Origin of the sequence: Shewanella sp. SG41-3, from assembly GCF_014164545.1 — a bacterium.
GTDB lineage: Bacteria > Pseudomonadota > Gammaproteobacteria > Enterobacterales > Shewanellaceae > Shewanella > Shewanella vesiculosa.
Genome location: NZ_JACJFJ010000005.1, coordinates 183,372 through 203,381 on the forward strand (window position 1 = coordinate 183,372; position 20,010 = coordinate 203,381).

17 protein-coding genes are annotated in these 20,010 nt (G+C 42.2%); 11 read left to right on the forward strand and 6 right to left on the reverse strand.

The window, feature by feature from the left end:
• Positions 1 to 370: 370 nt before the first annotated feature.
• A complete protein-coding gene (locus H5164_RS11665; RefSeq protein WP_182756249.1) occupies positions 371 to 1,042 on the reverse strand; it encodes an HAD family hydrolase in 672 nt (223 codons plus the stop codon).
• A 127-nt stretch (positions 1,043 to 1,169) separates the two neighbouring features.
• Complete coding sequence (ubiG, locus tag H5164_RS11670) at positions 1,170 to 1,892, reverse strand: bifunctional 2-polyprenyl-6-hydroxyphenol methylase/3-demethylubiquinol 3-O-methyltransferase UbiG (RefSeq protein WP_182697284.1); 723 nt, start codon at positions 1,890 to 1,892, stop codon at positions 1,170 to 1,172.
• Between the two features lie 387 nt (positions 1,893 to 2,279).
• On the opposite strand from ubiG, the gene gyrA reads away from it, so the two are divergent.
• Both gyrA and serC read left to right on the forward strand, forming a co-directional pair.
• Positions 2,280 to 5,015, forward strand: a complete 2,736-nt coding sequence (gene gyrA / locus H5164_RS11675; RefSeq protein ID WP_124014759.1) for a DNA gyrase subunit A — start codon at positions 2,280 to 2,282, stop codon at positions 5,013 to 5,015.
• Positions 5,016 to 5,184: 169 nt separating this feature from the next.
• The gene (gene serC, locus H5164_RS11680) at positions 5,185 to 6,276 is read left to right on the forward strand and encodes a 3-phosphoserine/phosphohydroxythreonine transaminase (protein WP_182722859.1); all 1,092 of its coding nucleotides are present in this window, start codon (positions 5,185 to 5,187) and stop codon (positions 6,274 to 6,276) included.
• Between the two features lie 104 nt (positions 6,277 to 6,380).
• Here the strand turns inward: serC and H5164_RS11685 are convergent, their stop codons facing one another.
• From H5164_RS11685 to H5164_RS11695, 3 genes are all read right to left on the reverse strand, one after another.
• Positions 6,381 to 6,629: a hypothetical protein gene (locus H5164_RS11685; protein ID WP_404948426.1), complete on the reverse strand. Its 249-nt coding sequence runs from the start codon at positions 6,627 to 6,629 to the stop codon at positions 6,381 to 6,383.
• Positions 6,630 to 7,095: 466 nt separating this feature from the next.
• Positions 7,096 to 8,457 carry an aromatic amino acid transport family protein gene (locus H5164_RS11690; RefSeq protein WP_182741679.1) on the reverse strand — a complete coding sequence of 454 codons (1,362 nt, stop codon included), beginning with the start codon at positions 8,455 to 8,457 and terminating at the stop codon, positions 7,096 to 7,098.
• 648 nt (positions 8,458 to 9,105) lie between these two features.
• The gene (locus H5164_RS11695) at positions 9,106 to 10,296 is read right to left on the reverse strand and encodes an amino acid aminotransferase (protein ID WP_182756253.1); all 1,191 of its coding nucleotides are present in this window, start codon (positions 10,294 to 10,296) and stop codon (positions 9,106 to 9,108) included.
• Positions 10,297 to 10,786: 490 nt separating this feature from the next.
• Between H5164_RS11695 and aroA the strand changes: the two genes are divergently transcribed.
• The 9 genes from aroA to H5164_RS11740 all read left to right on the forward strand — a co-directional run bounded on the left by aroA (position 10,787) and on the right by H5164_RS11740 (position 18,934).
• Positions 10,787 to 12,067: a 3-phosphoshikimate 1-carboxyvinyltransferase gene (gene aroA, locus H5164_RS11700; protein ID WP_182756255.1), complete on the forward strand. Its 1,281-nt coding sequence runs from the start codon at positions 10,787 to 10,789 to the stop codon at positions 12,065 to 12,067.
• A 180-nt stretch (positions 12,068 to 12,247) separates the two neighbouring features.
• Positions 12,248 to 12,937: a (d)CMP kinase gene (gene cmk, locus H5164_RS11705; RefSeq protein WP_124014764.1), complete on the forward strand. Its 690-nt coding sequence runs from the start codon at positions 12,248 to 12,250 to the stop codon at positions 12,935 to 12,937.
• Positions 12,938 to 13,051: 114 nt separating this feature from the next.
• Entirely contained in the window at positions 13,052 to 14,719 is a 1,668-nt protein-coding gene (gene rpsA / locus H5164_RS11710; protein WP_124014765.1) for a 30S ribosomal protein S1, read from the forward strand.
• A gap of 77 nt (positions 14,720 to 14,796) precedes the next feature.
• Positions 14,797 to 15,084 carry an integration host factor subunit beta gene (ihfB, locus tag H5164_RS11715; RefSeq protein WP_124014766.1) on the forward strand — a complete coding sequence of 96 codons (288 nt, stop codon included), beginning with the start codon at positions 14,797 to 14,799 and terminating at the stop codon, positions 15,082 to 15,084.
• A 122-nt stretch (positions 15,085 to 15,206) separates the two neighbouring features.
• Positions 15,207 to 15,503: a LapA family protein gene (locus tag H5164_RS11720; protein WP_273058137.1), complete on the forward strand. Its 297-nt coding sequence runs from the start codon at positions 15,207 to 15,209 to the stop codon at positions 15,501 to 15,503.
• 1 nt (position 15,504) lies between these two features.
• Positions 15,505 to 16,665: a lipopolysaccharide assembly protein LapB gene (lapB, locus tag H5164_RS11725; protein ID WP_182756258.1), complete on the forward strand. Its 1,161-nt coding sequence runs from the start codon at positions 15,505 to 15,507 to the stop codon at positions 16,663 to 16,665.
• Positions 16,666 to 16,731: 66 nt separating this feature from the next.
• A complete protein-coding gene (gene pyrF, locus H5164_RS11730) occupies positions 16,732 to 17,430 on the forward strand; it encodes an orotidine-5'-phosphate decarboxylase (protein WP_124014769.1) in 699 nt (232 codons plus the stop codon).
• Between the two features lie 97 nt (positions 17,431 to 17,527).
• Entirely contained in the window at positions 17,528 to 18,355 is an 828-nt protein-coding gene (locus tag H5164_RS11735) for an SDR family oxidoreductase (protein WP_124014770.1), read from the forward strand.
• A gap of 27 nt (positions 18,356 to 18,382) precedes the next feature.
• Positions 18,383 to 18,934, forward strand: a complete 552-nt coding sequence (locus H5164_RS11740) for a DUF2058 domain-containing protein (protein ID WP_124014771.1) — start codon at positions 18,383 to 18,385, stop codon at positions 18,932 to 18,934.
• A gap of 57 nt (positions 18,935 to 18,991) precedes the next feature.
• On the opposite strand, the gene H5164_RS11745 is transcribed toward H5164_RS11740, so the two are convergent.
• The gene (locus tag H5164_RS11745) at positions 18,992 to 19,927 is read right to left on the reverse strand and encodes a hypothetical protein (protein WP_259396798.1); all 936 of its coding nucleotides are present in this window, start codon (positions 19,925 to 19,927) and stop codon (positions 18,992 to 18,994) included.
• Positions 19,928 to 20,010 lie beyond the last annotated feature (83 nt).

A 20,010-nucleotide genomic window follows, 5' to 3' on the forward strand; every position in this document is an offset into this window, starting at 1 on the left:
TTATGCTGTGGAGTAGTGTTTTGATTGTCGGCCACACACAAGATATGGTGTTATTTAAAATCTAAGATACAAGATAGTGAGGTTTGAGTTTTTTTGCAAGCCACAATTATATTAACTTCTTGTGGATAACTTGAGGATAAACGGCAGGGTTAGTGACAGCTAACCCTAGAGCCCAAATTTATAACGTGTTTTTTATAAATGATATTTTTTCAACCATCAAATAAGAAAGTTTTGATCGCTAAAATAAACAGCGATCGAAAATTTACCCTCAATTTTAGATTGATCTTTTAGGGCTTTTGATCGGTAAGTGATTGTCAGCATAATCTTTAGCCAATGATGCATTCAGAGGTGTATTTTAGATGAATCGATCTCAAAAAGACGACGGAGTAAAAAAGTGTTTTAATGCTGCACCATGTTCAAATTGGCATGTTGCTGGCCATGTATTCGGTGTGTCGCTGGGTGATAAATAGCCCCATAAGGCAATGCCACCTATCATACTTGCGTTGCGAGCGGCGACTAAATCACGCTCAGCATCGCCTAGGTATAAAATACTTTGAGGTGCGATGGCTATTTGTTGAGCGGCTAATAACATCGGCGCAGTATGAGGTTTAGCGTGACAGGTACTATCGCCGCTGATCATGGTTTTCAGTTTATCGGTTAAGCCCAGCTTTTGTATTAATGGCCGAGCAAATCGAGCTGGCTTATTGGTGACGACACCGTAGGGAATGGCTTGGGAATCTAATAGGGTTAAGAGTTCGGGTAAATCGTCGAACAAACGGCTGTGATCGCCATTAATGCGTGCATAATGGCGCAGTAGTGCTTGTTGAATATCAAGTTGAACGTGTTCATCTGCCTGTGGAATAGCGGTCTTGACCAAATATAAACTGCCATGTGAAGCCGCATGGCGCATGGTTTCAAGCGTTTGAACCTTAAAACCGGCTTCGTCTAAACTCAAATTTAATGCTTGGACTAAATCAGGTGCGGTGTCGGCTAAGGTACCGTCTAAATCGAACAGTACCCCTTTAATGTCGTGCATATGCAAGAGTTAGCTCCTCACAGAGAAATGGCAGTAAATCCACGCAGCCTTTAATAGCATTATCGGCATAACATAACGCTATTGGGCTTCATTTATGTTTTTCACTGTTGCAACAGTGAAAAACATAGGCTGGCTAATCAATTTTTTGTGTGGCTATCATATAGTTAACATCGACACTCTTGGTGTACTTAAATACACCAGATAGAGGATTGTAGGTAATACCTAATGCATCTCTGCACAATAAATCGGTGTTATCGACTAATGCCATCAGTTCAGATGGGCGAATAAATTTACTGTGATCGTGGGTGCCAATTGGAAGCATTTTTAATAGATATTCAGCGCCGATTATGGTTTTAAGGTATGACATCATATTGCGGTTAATCGTCGAGATAAATACAAAACCATTGGGTTTTACCATGTCACAACATGCTTGAATTACCGATTGTGGATCCGGTACATGCTCAAGCATTTCCATACAGGTTACTACATCGTATTGCTCGCGGTGCGTATCGCGGTGTGCTTCGGCGGTAGTTTTAAGATAGTTAACCGCTACCCCAGAATCTAATGCATGCAGTTTTGCCACTTCAAGTGGTTCAGTTCCCATGTCAATACCATCAACGTGTGCACCCAGGCGAGCCATACTTTCTGACAAAATGCCACCGCCACAGCCGACATCAAGCACTTTCTTATCGAAAATACCGCCAGCGGTTTGATCAATGTAGTTTAAACGCAGTGGATTAAGTAAGTGCAATGGCTTGAACTCGCCATTGAGATCCCACCATGTTTGTGCCATGGCTTCAAATTTTGCGATCTCTTGCGGATCAACATTGGGTGTCGATTGTTCAGCGTGTGACATAACTTAACCTAAGTGTCTAATAAAGTATGATGGCTATTATAACGATAACCTTTGTGAATAGTAGTCAACAATGGCTTGGCTTGTTCACACTTGCTCATAAAACATCCACTTAAGCCCGCTTAATTGTAAAATTGTGCTCTTAACTGCTTAAAGCATCAGCAAATTGGCTTTGATTATGACTTATTTATCAGCCTATATTCATGTGCCAATAATATAAATTCGCTGAATATATTAGCTTTTTTATCATTTTTAAGAGTCATAGAGCATTTGACAGGTCTTTGTTCTGGCGACATTAATTATCTGTGTTAGAATGCCAAATCACGTTTTTAAGCTAGATAATAATATGGAAGTTTTATTGTCAGCTCACTTTAGAGGAACGCGCAGTTTATGACTGATCTGGCATCATCTATTTCGCCAATTAACATCGAAGACGAACTTAAGAATTCTTACCTTGATTATGCCATGAGCGTAATTGTAGGTCGTGCATTGCCTGACGTTCGTGATGGGTTAAAACCTGTTCACCGTCGGGTTTTGTTCGCAATGAGCGAATTAAAAAACGATTGGAACAAACCATATAAAAAATCCGCTCGTGTCGTTGGTGACGTAATTGGTAAGTATCACCCACATGGTGACACAGCTGTATACGATACGATTGTACGTATGGCGCAACCATTCTCGCTACGTTACACCTTAGTTGATGGACAAGGAAACTTTGGTTCTGTCGACGGTGACTCTGCAGCTGCGATGCGTTATACCGAAATCCGCATGCAAAAGTTGGCGCATTCATTATTAGCCGACCTTGAAAAAGAAACTGTGGATTTTGTGCCTAACTACGATGGCACTGAGATGATCCCTGCGGTGTTACCAACACGCGTACCGAACCTATTAATTAACGGTTCATCGGGTATTGCGGTTGGTATGGCCACCAATATTCCACCACACAATTTAACTGAAGTGGTCAAAGGCTGTTTGGCGTTAATCGAAGATCCAAGCTTATCGATTGAACAGTTAATGGAATACATTCCAGGTCCAGATTTTCCAACGGCAGCGTCGATTAATGGCCGCAAAGGTATTATTGATGCGTACAACACCGGCCGCGGTCGCGCGATTATGCGTTCTAAAGCGGAAATCGAAACGGAAGAGAATGGTCGTGAACGTATTATTGTTCATGAAATTCCATATCAAGTTAACAAGGCGCGTTTAATTGAAAAAATCGCTGAACTTGTTAAAGATAAAAAATTAGAAGGTATCAGTGGCCTACGCGACGAGTCTGATAAAGACGGTATGCGTATTGTTATTGAAATCAAACGCGGTGAAGTGGGTGAGGTTGTATTAAACAACTTATATGCTCAAACACAAATGCAGTGTTCTTTTGGTATTAACATGGTGGCATTGACCAATGGTCAGCCTAAATTGTTTAACCTTAAAGAAATGCTTGAGTGTTTTATTCTTCACCGTCGTGAAGTAGTTACCCGTCGTACAGTATTTGAATTACGCAAAGCCCGCGAACGCGCCCACATCCTTGAAGCACTTGCTATTGCACTGGCTAACATCGATCCGATCATTGCACTGATTAAAGCCTCGCCTACACCGGCTGAAGCTAAAGCTAAATTAGTCGCACAAGGTTGGGAGTTAGGCCATGTACAAGGCATGCTTGAAAAAGCGGGTGACGATGCAGCTCGTCCAGAATGGTTAGAGCCAGAGTATGGTATTCGCGATGGTCAGTACTATTTAACTGAGCAACAAGCACAAGCTATTCTCGAGTTACGTTTACACCGTTTAACCGGTCTTGAGCACGATAAAATTTTAGCTGAGTATGAAGAGCTATTAGTACTTATCGCAGGCCTGTTATTCATTCTTCGTAATCCATCACGCTTGATGGAAGTGATTAAAGAAGAACTAGAAGAAATTCTTGAGCAATACGGTGATGAGCGTCGTACGATTATCAACGCTAACGAAATTGATATGAGTCTTGAAGACTTAATCAATGAAGAAGACGTTGTAGTAACCTTGTCTCACTTAGGTTATGCAAAATACCAAGTATTGTCCGACTACCAAGCGCAGCGTCGTGGTGGTAAAGGCAAAGCGGCAACTAAAGTAAAAGATGAAGACTTTGTTGAGAAGTTATTGGTGGCAAACACCCATGACACCATCTTGTGTTTCTCTGACTTTGGTAAAATGTATTGGTTAAAAGTGTATCAATTACCTTTGGCCAGTCGAACTGCTCGTGGTCGTCCAATTGTTAACTTATTACCACTTTCTGACGGTGAGCACATTACTGCCATTCTACCGGTACGTGAGTATGCTGATGATAAGTTTATCATTATGGCTACAGCACACGGTACCGTTAAGAAAACCGCATTAACGGCGTACAGTAACCCTCGTGCAAACGGCATTATTGCTGTGAACCTAAAAGACGGCGACCAATTAATTGGCGTTGATATTACTGAAGGTAGTGACGACATTATGTTGTTCTCTAACGAAGGTAAAGTGGTTCGCTTTAATGAGAAAGCGCGTGATTCTGAAACCGGTGAAGTGAAGATTGATGCTGAAACTGGCGAAGAAGTGATTGCATTGCGCCCTATGGGTCGTACTGCAACGGGTGTTCGTGGTATTAAGCTTGATGCTGGCCAAAAAGTGGTGTCGTTAATTGTGCCTAAAGGTGACGGCGCTATCTTAACCGTAACCGAAAATGGTTATGGTAAGCGTACTGAGCTGAGTGAATACCCAGCGAAGAGCCGTGGCACTAAAGGTGTGGTATCGATTAAAGTCAGTGAGCGTAATGGTGAAGTTGTTGGTGCCGTTCAAGTAGGTACTTTTGACGAAATCATGTTGATCAGTAATAAAGGCACCTTAGTGCGTACTCCAGCAGAAGGTGTATCTATTATTGGTCGTAACACTCAAGGTGTGACGATCATTCGTACCGCAGAAGACGAGAAAGTCGTTGGTTTGCAGCGTATTGAAGAGATTCAAACCGAAGAGTTGTTAGACGCAGAAGGCAATGTTATTCCACCTGCGGACATTATCGAAGGTGAAGCTATTGACCTTGAAGCGGCTGAGTCTACTGAGTCTGACGTAGAGAGTGACGGACAAAGTGATGTAGAGAGCGACGAACAGGACTAACCTGAACGTTTACTTTGTAACATCAATAACGAGCGCCTTATGGCGCTCGTTTTATTTTACGGAAAATAATTCATCAAAATAGGCTGATAAAAGTCTATTCAACTGGTGCTAAAGTCCTTAGTATTAATAGTCTTATGTGTGTATTAAAAACTGATTCAAGGAGTTGTCTGTGAGCGCGATTTATAATTTCTGTGCGGGTCCTGCTATGTTACCTCAAGCTGTAATGCAAAAAGCACAACAGGAATTAATCGATTGGAATGGCCTTGGCGTCTCCGTGATGGAAATCAGTCATCGCAGTAAAGAGTTTATTGCCCTAACCGAACAAGCAGAAGTCACACTGCGTAAGTTAATGAACATACCTAAAAACTATCATGTGTTGTTTATGCATGGTGGCGGCCGGGCGCAATTTTCTAACGTAGTCAATAATTTCTTGGGTGATAATGGTCGGGCGCTGTATTTGGTCAGCGGTCAATGGTCATCTTCTGCGGTAACAGAAGCGCAGAAGCTAGCCGGTGAGCACAGTATCGACAGCATTAATATTGTTGAGCAAGTCAATGGCCTTAATCAAGTGACATTACCTGACTTACATGCAATCGATAAAGACTATCGTTATGTACATTATTGCTCAAACGAAACCGTTGACGGTATTGAAATTTTTGAAGAGTTTACTAGTCCGTGGCCGATAGTTGCTGACTTGTCATCCACTATCATGTCGCATGAAATTGATGTCAGTAAATACGGACTTATTTATGCCGGCGCGCAAAAGAACATCGGCCCATCGGGTTTGTCGATTGTTATTGTGCGTGACGATATGCTCAAATTACCAAGTTTGCCGCAGTCTTCAATAATGGATTATCGTGTCGCGGTTGAATACGGTTCAATGTTTAACACCCCTCCAACGTTTGCCTGGTATTTAGCTTCTGAAGTATTTGCTTGGTTGCAGGCTAATGGCGGCGTGAGTGCCATGGCAGAGATAAACCAGCAAAAAGCGAAGTTACTGTATGAGTGTATCGACAATAATCCATTTTATAAAAATGGTGTTGCGCCACAAAATCGTTCACGTATGAACGTTACTTTTCAATTAGTGAACGATGCTTTAGACAGTGAGTTTCTAGCCCAAGCAGAGCAGGCCGGTTTAGTCGCGTTAAAAGGGCACCGTATTGTTGGTGGTATGCGTGCCAGTATTTATAACGCCATGCCGTTAGCGGGTGTGCAAGCGTTAGTTGATTTTATGAATAACTTTGCTGTAAAGCACAGTTAATTCGAACCGCTTATTTACCGTAAGTTCGGCTTAATAAAGAAAAAAGCGAATGCTAAACAGCATTCGCTTTTTTTATGTCATCGATATATGTGTATTTCAACGCTTCATTTCTGATCAAACAAGCCTTGATAGCAAACATCATCGACAAAGTTTAGGTTCTTGAATGCCACATCATCATAAAGTAAAAAATAGCCGGTTTTATCGAGTCGATAACGCTCATCCTTACACCCAAAAACGCCCATACTTAATCCCATATCGAGCAATACATGAATGGTATATTCAGACAATTTCAAATCATGAGTCAGTTGAATTAGCTTAATACCTTCGTTTCCGGTGTCATCAACTTTTGCCAGTAAGCCAAATTGACTTAAGTAACGGGCTACTTAAAAGCTTATCGGTGCGAAGGCTATTGTTTGTGCTTCAAACTGGACATCAAATGCAGACATTTTTTGGGGATGGGTAAAAAGACATTAACTGTATTAACTCGAGGCAGGAGGTGATATGGCTTTAATCGTAGCCAGATCATGCTAGTAAGAGTTTGAACTACTGCTAGTTTTTTTTGATAAAGTTATAACAATATATGCTAAAGGATAACACTCGTTTTTGGGATTATTATTTCCGGCAATCACCTCTTTATATTCACTGCCGCGTTAGCATGCGTTGAGCCGGTCGTGGAGAACTTGGCATTGAATAGCGTGTTAGTGTATTTACTATCAATGCTTGCTGACTTTCTATCGCGCCGTTCGCCCTGAGTTTGTTGATATCACTCTGTCTCAATGAATAATTCGAGCGGGGCTGATCCCGCTCGAATTATCTTATTTAACTCAGTAAGCCAAATAGAATGGCCGTCATAGACAATAAACCAGTAATAACGACGAATATGTTGCTTACTCGCCCACGGTAGGCTTTAAGTGCTGGTACCTTGTGTATCGCATACATTGGCATGAGATACAGAATTGCTGCAATCACAGGGCCGCCAAGTGCTTCAATCATCCCCAAAATACTTGGATTGATAATCGCTACGCCCCAAATAGTGAAAAACATAAATCCTAAAATACATTTATCTAATGTTTTGCTATTGGCTGGCTTGCTGCTATTAGGCAGTTGCTTAGTGATAATGCCTTTCAAACCCTCAGTGGCACCCATATAGTGACCGAAGAAAGATGAAATAATAGCGATGAAAGCAATCACAGGAGCAAAATAGCTGATAAAGCCACTTTCGTGCACGTTGGCAAGATAAGACAAGATTGGCAGGTTATCAGCCTTTGCTTCTAACAACTGCGCCGGTGTTAACGACAGCACGCAAGAGAACACGAATAACATTACAAATCCCACTAGCATAATGGCTGTATTGCGCAGGATAGCGTCCGCCTTTTTCGAGGCATTGACACCGTGTTGTTTTTTTAGTGACACCGAAAACTGAGAGATAGCAGGTGAATGGTTAAAGGCAAACACCAATACTGGTATGGTTAACCAAACAGTGCCCAAGAAATTAGTGGGTGAAGGCACATCCATCAGTGCATCAAACTTCCAGTCTGGTATGAGATACAATGACATGAAGGCGAGGATCGCAACTAATGGATAGACTAAAAGTCGTGTCACCGAGAGCATAAATTTTTCACCCGCGACCATCACAGACATCATGCATAAGATTAGTGATCCTGAAAGTAACCAGCGCGGAATACCACTGATTTTATCAACAACTTGCACGCCTGCTTCAGTCAGCATAGGCGTTCCATCCAGCATGGCTCTTGGCACGTCGGTAAACATGCCTAATTGATTAATAATAAAACTATCAACAGTATTGGTTATCCCCACACCGTAGATTAACACTATTGGGAAAATGGCTAAAAAATATAGCCAGGTTATGGCTTTACCTGCGCCAATACCAAAATGTTCTTCTACTACTTGGGTGATGTCACTACCAGGAATGGCTGAAGAACACAGGAAACGCGATAAACCACGATGAGCAAAATAGGTCATCGGGCCTATTATTACTGCCATAAACACGAGTGGCCAAAATCCGCCCATTCCGGCATTGATTGGTAAAAATAAAATACCTGCCCCGACGGCTGTACCAAACAGGCTTAACATCCAGGTCGTATCTTGGCGCGACCAGCCCGTACTTGAAACAACGGTCGACTCGGGGATATCTTGTACACTTACGGCTTCATTTTGCATAACTGACTTACCTTTAAGGTAGATTAATCTTAACTCGGGGTCATAAACGGATATCGAACAGTCCTTTGTTTCGCTAACTGTGCTGCATTGACTTGCAATAGATCCGCTATTGTCTGAGCCAGTAATAAAAGACTGTGTCGTGTTAGTAAACCAAATGACAAGTTCAATATGAAATAGGCTGACTCTTGTTATTGGCCTTACATTTCCCGAGTTGATGTTAGGTTAAATTCAGCGCCAGACTATATCTTTTTTCGAGGAATTAAATAGTTACCAAGTCGAAATGTTAATAAGGTTCATGAATTGGGAGCTGTATCCCGATGATGGTAAATCAAACATCACAAGCATTTTCAATTTATCTACAACCCTCATGTATAGATTTAACAGTGCAGTTACCAATCTTGCTGCAGCAAGCATTGATCACTCATTGATGGAAGTGGGGGATGGCACTGTTGAGATTCAAAAATAAACACTAGTAATATGGCTTGCAGGACAAAATGATAAAAGATGGGGGCAGATGCTATCAAACCAGTCGATGCATATGGGTAAATATATTTAGGCTGGTTTAACAGGCTTAAAAAAGGTCGCAATATGCGACCTTTTTGATGAGGTAATGTGGTTTCAACGCACCTTGATGACAATAGCGTTTAGTTACAATACCGCTGCGATAGATTTAGCTAAATAATCCACATTAGTTTCACTGATACCGGCAATACTGATGCGGCTTGAACCTACCATGTAAACGCTGTATTGCTGTTTAAGTATGGCTACCTGCTCAGGATTAACCCCTAAGAATGAAAACATGCCTTTTTGACGTGCGATAAAACTAAAGTCGCGATCAACGCCATTGGCTTTAAGCTTGTCGACTAAAATGGCACGATTACCATTAATGCGATCACGCATGACCTTTAGTTCGTCCAACCATTGCTGCTTAAGGGCTGCGGTGCCTAAAATGGTTTCAACAATCGCCGCACCATGTGCTGGCGGCATAGAATAAAGACAGCGTACTACATATAACAATACCGATTGGGTAATATCTGCAGTGGCGCTGTTTTTAGCCACAATGGAGCAAGCGCCAATACGTTCGCGATACAAACCAAAGTTTTTCGAGCAAGAACTGCATAAAATCATGCTTTCAACGGCCGCAGCCATTTGGCGTACGCCGTAAGCATCTTCATCTACGCCGTCACCAAAACCTTGATAAGCCATATCAATTAATGGCGTAAAGCCTTGCTTAACAGTAACCTTAACCACTTCATCCCATTGCTCTGTGGTTAAATCCATGCCGCTTGGGTTATGACAACAAGCATGTAAAAGCACCACGTCATCTTTTCCAATGCTATTTAAGGTTGCCAGCATTTGATCAAATTTAAGGGTTTTGCTGTCGTAGTCATAGTACGGATAGGTTTTAACTGTAATGCCAGCCGCTTCAAATAATCCCGTATGATTTGCCCACGTTGGGTCGCTTACCCATAACACGGCATTTGGATTACAACGTTTAATAAAGTCAGCTGCAACGCGCAGAGAACCGGTTCCGCCAGGCGTTGACACTGTTCGAACGCGGTTAGCGAGTAATGCGCTGTGACTGGCACCAAACGCTAATTCACCCATAAGTTGATTGAATGATGCTGAGCCTGTTGGGCCTATGTACACTTTGGTTGTTTCTGTGTCTAAACGAATTTTTTCAGCCGCTTTTACACAATCTAGAATAGGCGTATGACCAAGAGGATCTTTATATACGCCAACACCTAAATCGACTTTATTTGGGTGATTGTCTTCGCGGTATTGAGTCAATAGGCCTAAAATGGGATCGGCAGGCAACGCGGTTAATGAATTGAACATGAATAGACCTTCTTATTTTAAATTTACAGGCATTAGGGCGAAATAAGCTAACAAGATACATATTATGGTCTTTAGCATAACGTGATTTACATCAATAAAGAACAGCTAAATATACTGTGATGGGATATTAGAAAAGCGTAATTAGTGAATTTTGGCAACAATGGCTGACAACTGAAACAAGCATTATTATGCTCGCAATGACCTCCTCAATACCGACTTAATAGTAAATAAATTCAACTTGAGTATAAAAGTCACCTAAAACACAAAATAACGGTTGAATCCTTGCTGACAATCAGTAACGTAGGGCTACGAAGAATTATTTAGTAAATTATTAGTAAACTGTACCGAAACATTGCCAGTGACATGTATTTGTAAAATGTGCACCGCTCCATATTACATTAACAATGTCACGTTTATTTCTCCGGCTAAGCCTTTTACTCATATATCGGTCTATCGACGTTTAATGAGTGCAACACTAAGAAGAGTATTAATGAAACAATTGCGTCTAGACCACATTACCCGCATGAATGGCGAAATTAACATTCCTGGCTCCAAGAGCATTTCTAACCGCGCGTTATTATTGGCAACTTTAGCAAAGGGTAAAACCACTCTGACTAACTTGCTCGACTCTGATGACATTCGTTATATGTTGGCATCATTAAAGCAGTTAGGTGTGCATTACCAATTGTCTGACAATAATACTGTTTGTGAACTGACTGGTTTAGGGGGCGCAATTTCATCTGTAAATGCACAGAGTTTATTTCTTGGTAATGCTGGTACAGCAATGCGTCCATTATGTGCCGCACTGACATTAGGTCATGGCGAATTTACCTTAACCGGTGAGCCTCGTATGGAGGAGCGTCCAATTGGCGATTTGGTCGATGCGCTGCGTCAATTAGGCGCTGATGTCACCTATCTGAAAAATGATGGTTTCCCACCATTAACGATTAAGGCAACAGGCTTAAATGGCGGTGATGTTGATATTGCCGGTGATTTATCAAGTCAATTTTTAACCGCATTACTCATGGTCGCGCCACTGACCAAAGACAGCGTCAACATTAATATTAAGGGCGAGCTTGTTTCTAAACCTTATATTGATATCACCATTGCGCTAATGAAGCAGTTTGGTGTCGAAGTGCTCAATCATCAATATCAACGTTTCGAAATTAAGGCCGGTCAGCAATATGTCTCACCAGGTAAAGTACTGGTAGAAGGTGACGCTTCATCGGCATCTTACTTCCTCGCTGCAGGCGCTATCCAAGGCGGCGAAGTGAAGGTCACTGGTGTTGGCCGCTTAAGTATTCAAGGCGATGTTAAGTTTGCCGATGCATTAGCCCAAATGGGTGCCGATATAGAGTGGGGCGATGATTTTATTATTGCCAGAAAATCCACTCTTAGTGCCATTGAAATGGACATGAACCACATACCTGATGCCGCCATGACCATCGCCACTGCAGCTTTATTTGCCACAGGCACCACAAAACTGACTAATATTTATAACTGGCGCATTAAAGAAACCGATCGTTTAGCGGCGATGGCGACTGAATTACGTAAAGTGGGTGCGATTGTTGATGAAGGTTATGATTACATTACTATCACGCCGCCAGCGATATTAAATACCGCAGCGATTGACACCTATAACGATCACCGGATGGCGATGTGCTTTTCAATGATGGCTTTTGCTGACAGCGGTATCACCATTAACGATCCAGACTGCACATCTAAGACATTTCCAGATTATTTTGCGCAATTTGCTCGTCTAGCAAAATAATCCACCTAACCAGATTGTCACTTGCTCTTTTATGTTGTCTTGCAATATAAAAGAGCGATCTTGGTTTTAATAACCGAAAATTCATCAGTAATTAACATTTTTTTGTTATACAATGCGCGCGCTTATTTTGATGAACCCTTTATCTTTTTCAGGGACGATAGATTATTTTCGGAGGAAACTATGTCAGAACGATCTCCAGTGATCACAGTAGATGGCCCTAGCGGTGCAGGGAAAGGCACAATATGCCAATTATTGGCACAACATTTAGGATGGCATTTATTAGATAGCGGGGCGATTTATCGTGTTTTAGCCTTAGCCGCTATTCATCATGACGTTGAGCTAGAAAACGAAGAAGCACTTACCTTATTAGCAGCTCACCTTGATGTCCAATTTTTAACTGGCACCGACATTGATGCCATTAAAGTGATTCTTGAAGGTGAAGACGTTACCACGACCATTCGTACTCAAGAATGCTCTAATGCAGCCTCTAAAGTCGCGGCGCTTCCACGGGTTCGTGAGGCATTATTGCGTCGTCAACGGGCTTTTAGTGCCGCGCCAGGTCTGGTTGCTGATGGACGTGACATGGGCACCGTAGTTTTTTCAAAAGCCCCGGTAAAAATATTTTTAACAGCGTCTGCCGAAGAACGAGCGCAAAGACGCTATAATCAGTTGCAGGACAAGGGCTTCGATGTTAAAATCGACCGCCTTTTAGCTGAAATTATTGAACGAGACGACCGTGATATCAATCGCGCCGCTTCGCCGCTGGTCCCAGCTGAAGATGCACTTGTCATTGATACAAGCGGCATTGGCATTGAAGATGTATTGAAGCAAGTGCTTGAGTACGTTAGACAAAAAATTACTGTTGCGTAACCGAATTGTCGATTACTGTGCGGTAGGTATTCGTGTTAAGGATGACACGAATAATATTACTAGACTCCACATCTAGGATGGATGGTGGTTTATTTAATGAAAGTAACCTAAAACATGACTGAATCTTTTGCTGATCTATTTGAACAATCCCTTCAAACCCTAGAGTTCCGTCCAGGTTCTATCGTTCGTGGTACAGTTGTTGCCATCGAAAACGGTATGGTACTTGTTGACGCAGGCCTTAAGTCTGAAAGCCCAATCAATGCTGACGAATTCAAAAACGCACAAGGCGTTTTAGAAATCCAAGTAGGTGATGAAGTTGACGTAGCCCTTGACTCTGTTGAAGATGGCTTCGGTGAGACTCAATTGTCTCGCGAAAAAGCTAAGCGTCATGAAGCTTGGATCGTTCTAGAAAAAGCGTACGAAGATGCTGAAACTGTAATCGGTATCATCAATGGTAAAGTTAAAGGTGGTTTCACTGTTGAATTAAACGGTATCCGTGCCTTCTTACCAGGTTCTCTAGTTGACGTGCGCCCAGTTCGCGACACCGCTCACTTAGAGTTCAAAGAATTAGAATTCAAAGTTATCAAGCTTGACCAGAAGCGTAACAACGTTGTTGTTTCTCGTCGTGCTGTTATCGAATCTGAAAGCAGTGCAGAACGTGATACTCTTCTTGAGAATCTACAAGAAGGCCAAGCTGTTAAAGGTATCGTTAAAAACCTTACTGACTACGGTGCATTCGTAGACTTAGGTGGTGTTGACGGTCTTTTACATATCACTGATATGGCTTGGAAACGCGTTAAGCACCCATCTGAAATCGTTAATGTTGGTGACGAAATCAACGTTAAAGTACTTAAGTATGACCGTGAGCGTACTCGCGTATCACTAGGTCTTAAGCAACTTGGCGAAGATCCATGGTTAGAAATCAGCAAGCGCTACCCAGAAAGCACTAAGCTAACTGGTCGCGTAACAAACTTAACTGACTACGGTTGCTTCGTCGAAATCGAAGAAGGCGTTGAAGGTTTAGTACACGTTTCTGAAATGGATTGGACTAACAAGAACATTCACCCATCTAAAGTTGTTAACTTAGGTGATGAAGTTGAAGTGTTAGTACTAGACATCGATGAAGAGCGTCGTCGTATTTCTCTAGGCCTGAAACAGTGTAAAGTTAACCCATGGGATGACTTCGCAACTCGTTACAACAAAGGCGACAAAGTATCTGGTAAGATCAAGTCAATCACTGACTTCGGTATCTTTATCGGTCTTGACGGTGGAATCGATGGTCTTGTTCACTTATCTGACATTTCTTGGAACGGTACTGGCGAAGACGCAGTTTCTGAATACAAGAAAGGCGATGAAATCCACGCTGTAGTGCTTTCAGTAGACCCAGAGCGTGAGCGCATCAGTTTAGGTGTTAAGCAAACTGAAGACGATCCATTCAACGCATACTTAGCTGACAAGAAGAAAGGCACCGTAGTTCACGGTACTGTTTCTGCTGTTGACGCAAAAGGTGTTACAGTTGAACTAGCAGAAACTGTTGAAGGTTACATTCGTGTAGCTGATATTTCAGCAGACCGCATCGAAGATGCATCTACTGTATACTCAGTAGGTGATGCTATCGAAGCTAAGTTCATGGGCGTAGATCGTAAGAACCGTTCTATCAGCTTATCTATCAAAGCGAAAGATGAAGCTGAACAGAAAGAAGCGATCGCTACTTTGAACAAGCAAGACGAAGTTGTAATGAGCAGCGCAATGGCTGAAGCATTCAAAGCAGCTCGTAAGTAATCGAAAATCGTCTGTTGTATGGGGACGTGGTCCCCATTAGGCGACTGTGTTTGGCTTGATAATATGGGATAGCTAAGATGACAAAATCTGAACTTATCGAAAAACTCGCCACTAGGCAGTCGCAACTGTCGGCGAAAGAAGTGGAAAGTGCAATCAAAGAGATGTTGGAGCAAATGGCAACAACATTAGAAAGCGGTGATCGTATAGAAATCCGTGGATTTGGTAGTTTTTCACTTCACTATCGTGCGCCACGTACTGGCCGTAACCCAAAAACTGGTACCTCAGTTGATTTGGAAGGCAAGTATGTTCCACACTTTAAGCCGGGTAAAGAACTGCGCGAACGTGTCGATGCTGTTAATCCTTGATTAACGCTTTAATAAAAAGCCTCCTCTTGGAGGCTTTTTTGTATCTAATGGCAGTCAATGCTGGTCAGCTCAGTAAATTTCTTGGATAATCATTATATTGATGCACCTTCATGGAGAATAGCGTGAGATCATTTATTGTCGTTGTACTAGTTGGGCTATTGTTTGTTTTAGCATTATTATTTGGTGCTAAAAATGAGCAAGTTGTCACCTTAAGTTACTTTATTGCTGAAGGGCAATATCGATTACCTATTGTGCTTGCCGTGGTATTTTTCAGCGGGTTTATTATCAGCTGGATATTTGCAAGTTACCATATCGTCAAGCTAAAGCTGGCGTTGCGTAAAAGCAATAAAGCCCTTAAAAAGCTCACTGCTGCAGATGCAACAAGTGTTGCTGTAATGCCTAAGGATCAAGCTGTCTAGTATGCTAGAAATCTTGTTCTTGTTATTACCTATCGCTGCCGGTTATGGATGGTATATGGGACGACGCAGTATTCGTCATAGCGATAGCCAGCAGACTAAAAAATTAAGCCGAGATTATTTTACTGGGCTTAACTTTTTACTGTCTAACGAGTCTGATAAAGCGGTTGATTTATTCATCAGCATGCTGGATGTCGATGACGAAACCATCGACACTCATTTATCGTTAGGTTCGTTATTCCGTAAAAGAGGTGAAGTGGATCGTTCCATTCGTATCCATCAAAACTTGATTGCCAGACCGAGCTTAACCAATGAGCAGCGCGATATTGCGATGATGGAGTTAGGTAAAGATTATATGGCTGCTGGGTTTTATGACCGCGCCGAAGAAATTTTTATTAACTTGGTCAGCCAAGATGATCACAGTGAAGAAGCCGAAACTCAGCTGCTATTAATCTATCAGGTGACTAAAGAATGGCAAAGTGCCATCGATATCACTAAGCGTCTTCCTCGTAAACGTCAGCAAGTGCTTAAGCGCACCACAGCCCATTTTTATTGCCAGCTAGCTGATGAAGCTCATAATGAAACAGATAAAATCAAAAAGCTGCAACAAGCCATTAAGCAAGATGCTCAATGTGGTCGAGCTTGGTTAACTCTCGCCAAGATTTATCTTGATGCTGGCCAAGTTGACTTATGTAAGCACGCGTTACAAGAGCTGAAAGTGGCTGATATTGATTTATTTGCTGATGGCGTTTCAATAGCAAAACAAGTTTATCGCGACACACAAGATCCTAACGGTTTTCACGAACTACTCGCTAAAGCCATTGCCGATGGCGCGGGAGCAAGTGTAGTGGTGGCATTAGCTGAGCACAAAATAAGCCTAGATCAACATCAAAGTGCTGAAACCATGATGCTGGATAATTTATATCGTCATCCAACCATGAAAGGTTTTCAGCATTTAATGAAGTTACACATTCAACAAGCTGAAGATGGTCAAGCTAAGCAAAGTTTATCTATGCTAGAGCAACTTGTTGAACAACAAATTAAATTCCGCCCAAGTTATCGCTGTACTGCTTGTGGTTTTCCTTCTCACGGTTTGTATTGGCATTGTCCATCATGCAAACAATGGGGCAGTATCAAGCGGATAAAAGGCCTAGATGGTGAATAACGTGGCCATCGTAAAATACCAACCCTATAATTAATGCAGTAACACCATATTACCGCTGGAGTTCCAATGACTGAGAAATCAATTGTAGTCGCCCTCGACTATGACAATAAACATGACGCATTGACCTTTATTGATAAACTCGACCCAGAGATATGTCGGTTAAAAATTGGCAAAGAAATGTTTACCTTATTTGGGCCTGAGTTGGTTAATGATATTCACAGCCGAAACTTTGATTTATTCCTTGATTTGAAATTTCATGATATTCCCAACACAGTTGCCAAAGCCGTTGCCGCTGCTGCTGATTTAGGCGTGTGGATGACTAATGTGCATGCCAGTGGTGGACTTGCTATGATGCAGGCCGCTAAAAAAGCACTAATACCATTTGGTAAAGAAGCACCACTACTGATTGCGGTTACCGTATTAACCTCAATGTCAGATGAAGACTTAGCCTTACTGGGTATCAATGTACCAGCATTTGAACATGTACTGCGCTTAGCTAAGCTGACTCATCAAGCTGGTTTAGACGGGGTGGTGTGCTCAGCTCAAGAAGCTAAATTACTAAAATCATCATTTGGCCAAGACTTTACCTTAGTGACCCCAGGGATAAGACCGGCTGGCAGTGATGCCGGTGATCAACATCGGGTGATGACGCCTCCACAAGCCATTGCTGCTGGGTCTGATTATTTGGTGATCGGTCGCCCAATCACTCAAGCTGCCGATCCCTTAGCGGCGCTCAAGGCTATTTATCAATCGCTACATGTTTGATGTAAAGGCATTATTGAAACAGAGATATTTTCTAGCAATGATGCCAGCAAAGTACACTTATCTACATCAAGCAATCACACAGAAATAAAGGATGACTATGTCTGATAATACAAGGTTTGATTACACGGCTAAAAATGTTGTCGTGGTGGGTGGTACCTCTGGCATTAATCTTCAAGTTGCGATTCAATTTGCAAAAGCTGGCGCCAATGTTACCGTTGCCAGTCGCAGTGTTGATAAGGTCAATGCCGCCGTTGAATTACTCAATCAAGCTAATCCAAATGCTATTCATTTAGGGGTGAGTTTTGATGTGCGCGACAACGATGCGTTAACCCTTGGGTTTGATAAAATTGCTTCCACTTATGGGCACATTGATGTGTTGATCAGTGGTGCTGCAGGTAATTTCCCTGCCAGTGCGGCAAAATTGTCTCCTAATGGTTTTAAATCGGTTATTGATATTGATTTAATTGGCAGCTTTCAAGTATTGAAACATGCTTATCCATTGTTATCTCGTCCAAATGGCAGCATTATTCAAATTTCTGCGCCACAAGCTTATATCGCCATGCCATTGCAAGTGCATGTTTGCGCCGCTAAAGCCGGTGTTGATATGCTCACTCGCACTTTAGCGTTAGAGTGGGGCGTTGAAGGCATTAGAATTAACTCTATTGTGCCAGGGCCTATAGCCGATACTGAAGGCTTTAACCGTTTAGCCCCCACTGATGAGTTACAGCAACGGGTGGCAAATAGCGTGCCGTTGAAACGTAATGGCCAGGGTCAGGACATTGCTAACGCTGCCTTATTCCTCGCATCAGATATGGCATCATATATTACCGGCGTAGTATTACCCGTTGATGGCGGTTGGTCATTAGGTGGCGCCAGTATTGCAATGACCGAATTAGGTGACATTGCCGCGAAGCACGGTTTATAAAAATCGATAAAATTAAAGGTATATAACATGGCCAATGCATTACAAGATCAATTGCTTAAAGCAGGTCTTGCCAGTAAACAAAAAGTGCGCGACGTTAAAACCCAAAAGCGTCGTGATAAAAAATCAAAGGTAGATGACGGCAGTTCAGCGCTCAAGCAACAGATTGCTGAGCAAAAATTAGCACAAGCCAAAAAAGATAAAGCCTTAAATGAGCAGCGCTTTGCCGCAGCAACTGAAAAAGGACAAGTCCGTGGCTTAATCAGCGAGTTTGCTAAATTTGCCATTACCGTTTCTAGAGATGCAGAGCTGAAATTCAACTACACCCTAGAAAACAAAATTTATTCGGTTTACATCACCGACAAAATTCAAGCTGATTTATTAAATGGCACCTTAGGTATCATCCGTCATGAAGATAAAAGCTACATAGTGCCGCATAAGCTTGCTGAACGAGTGAAGTTACTTGTGCCGCAGTGGTGTGGTTATTTGTGGGATAAAGCGGCTAAAGATTCTGTGGCGCAGGTAAGCGGCGCTGATGATCCATATGCCGACTACGCAATTCCAGACGATTTAATGTGGTAATTATTAATCATTAACAAAAAACGCCTCTAAATAGAGGCGTTTTTTGTGTGGTGTTTACTAGTCTGCATTAGCCTGCTTGGCCGTTAACGCTATGACTTGCTGACAATAAGCAAGGTGATGGCGGATAGTGTCTAAGTATTGTGATGCTTGATAATCAATTAGGTACCAATAACTGGCTTGGCTGTCTGGGTATTGATTATAAAACAACGACTCAGCCAAGATTAAGTCGCTTTGATTGGCGTAGGTTAACCATTGCACACTAGGTAAGTTACTTAATGCGGCGAGTAACGCATATTGCACCTCAAGATTATCTGGTGTATCCGAGCTGACTTGCAGGGCTAAGCGTTGCGCGACCTTAAATTGTGGGTCGGTATTGTCTGGACTTAATAGTTTATTTTGCCGGCGTCGGACCGCATCACTCAGTAATACTTCAAATGGATTAATATCAACGGGATCATTATCCTGCGGCAATAGGGGAGATGCATCATCGAGAAATAACGCTGGCCACTGAATATTATGGCTGGTGAGCTGTAATCCTAAAGCGATACGACGTTCGCCTAACCAATTATGCACCATGCAGGGTAAATACTCATTCGCCGGCATGTCATCAGGTCTAGCTAAAGAGGGTAATAAAGACATCCGCTGTACATTGACCTGTTGTGCCATCAGGGACATTAATAAAATAGTCACCAGTCCTGATGATGGCCAACAGGTTAACTGCACCTCGAGAGTTTCGCCTACTTCGGTAAGCAGTGACACTAATTGATCGTTATCCGGGCTATTACTGACCACAAAAGCATAATGTGAGCCAGCATAAGGCCCATTACAAATATTAATCACTTTATCGGCTTCATGTTGAGTGCCATTAAAGATGAAAGTATGTCCAATTTGAGCGGGTTGCCAATCACCACTTGCATTACCAATAACTGTTACTTGCTGAAAGTATTCAGATAAAATCGGTGATGAGGCCTGCGAGTCATTGCGAGTATGCATAAAGTGTCACTTGCTATTATCTAATGCTAAGGTCTGTTTATTGTGGTGAACAATGTGCTTTAAACACACCATAGTTGTTAATC